General features: G+C 62.6%; 2 protein-coding genes and 1 pseudogene. 1 reads left to right on the forward strand and 2 read right to left on the reverse strand.

Features of this window, described 5'->3' with window-relative positions; genetic code table 11:
• Positions 1 to 172: 172 nt before the first annotated feature.
• Complete coding sequence (locus Ari01nite_RS49370; RefSeq protein WP_203791683.1) at positions 173 to 559, forward strand: hypothetical protein; 387 nt, start codon at positions 173 to 175, stop codon at positions 557 to 559.
• Here the strand turns inward: Ari01nite_RS49370 and Ari01nite_RS50780 are convergent.
• Positions 545 to 814: a P-loop NTPase family protein gene (locus Ari01nite_RS50780; RefSeq protein WP_239163710.1), complete on the reverse strand. Its 270-nt coding sequence runs from the start codon at positions 812 to 814 to the stop codon at positions 545 to 547. The two genes, Ari01nite_RS49370 and Ari01nite_RS50780, sit on opposite strands and share 15 nt — an antisense overlap.
• Positions 815 to 873: 59 nt before the next feature.
• Positions 874 to 1,089 (reverse strand): annotated as a pseudogene (locus Ari01nite_RS51635) (AAA family ATPase); the annotation flags it as partial.
• Between the last annotated feature and the right edge of the window lie 255 nt (positions 1,090 to 1,344).

The raw sequence follows: 1,344 nt of genomic DNA on the forward strand, positions 1-1,344 counted from the left end.
GGCGGCATGTGAGTGAGTTGATCATGAGCATTAAGAAGGTGCTGGCTTCCGCGTTTCGGTTCACTTCATGGAGCCCTTACGGCCATTAGCCTCGCGCCTTCAGTAAGTACTTGGACCAGATAGGCTATACGCGAGCCGCGCAACACGTGCTGGGCATTGAAAAGAGGTAGAAATGAAGGATGCTCGCCTAGCATCGTTTCCGACTGACGCTGTGCGCGAACTTGAATTCATGGCAAAAGAATTCGGTCTTGATGGGCCACGAACTCCGAGACCAGAATTCGTCGGTTACGTGTCAGGTCCATGGTCGATCTGGGCAATCTTGGAGGTGCGCAACAAGACCGTAGACACATATGTCAACTACGACGCCGGCCATAGTGTCTTGCGCGCGCCTGTGTGGTACCTGGTGCGCAAGGCAAAGCTGACCGGCGCCGGTCAACCGAAGAACGGTGCGTTGACGCGGGCCGGTGTTCAGAAGTCACTGGCTGCGCAAGCGCGTGCCCTCCGGCTCTTGCTGCCGTTGCTCCTCGCTGACGGAGGAACTGATCTAATGGGACAATGACTTGAGATGACGTCTGGGCATGTTGGTCAAATCGACCTGGATGCGGCGGGCGGTCTCTTGCAGGCGTTGTTCAGGGCCGATCACGACTTCGGGTACGTCGTTCAGGCGGTCGTCGGCGCGGTACCAACGGGCCATGTCCTGCACGCCGAAAGCGTCGGCGAGGGGCCTCGTGGCGTGTCGGCGTACGGTTTCCTCGAAAGTGAGGGCGAAGTAGTAAAAGGCCGACGGGCTGTCGGCGTGCAGGGCATGCAGCATCGGGCCGTAGCGGGTGGCGTCCAGGATGCCCTCGACGATGACGTCGCGCCCCCGTCGAGCGCCAGTCGTGCGCAGCGATCGATCATGTCGACCGTGAGGGGCCGCTGGGCGAGGCCGTCCTCGTCGATGATGGTCCGCCGGATGTTGTCCTGCTCGATCCACACGAACCGGCCCGGATGCCGGCGGCGCAGCTCCCGCGCCGTCGTGGTCTTGCCCGACCCGGAGTTGCCGCGTAGCACGATCAACCGGCCGCGGCGCTTCGTCTCGTCCGTCACCAGACCATGATCGTCCAGTGATGGGGACCGAGCCCGGGGATGTCCTCCGCTTGGAGCGCCTTCTTCGCGGCATCACCGCAGAGTGGTGGCCGGGGCTATGTGCCGGAGGCCATCTCGGCCGCCACGTTCGACCTCAACAGTCTGCGTCTCACCCCCCAGTCGTAATGTCGATGCTCACCGCCCTGCTCCTCACCTGACGTCGCTCCGCAAGCCAGAGGTGCACTCTCATCGGCGACCGCACGCCGATCGAGCCCG

The sequence above is a fragment of the Paractinoplanes rishiriensis genome (genome assembly GCF_016862375.1).
Lineage (GTDB): Bacteria > Actinomycetota > Actinomycetes > Mycobacteriales > Micromonosporaceae > Actinoplanes > Actinoplanes rishiriensis.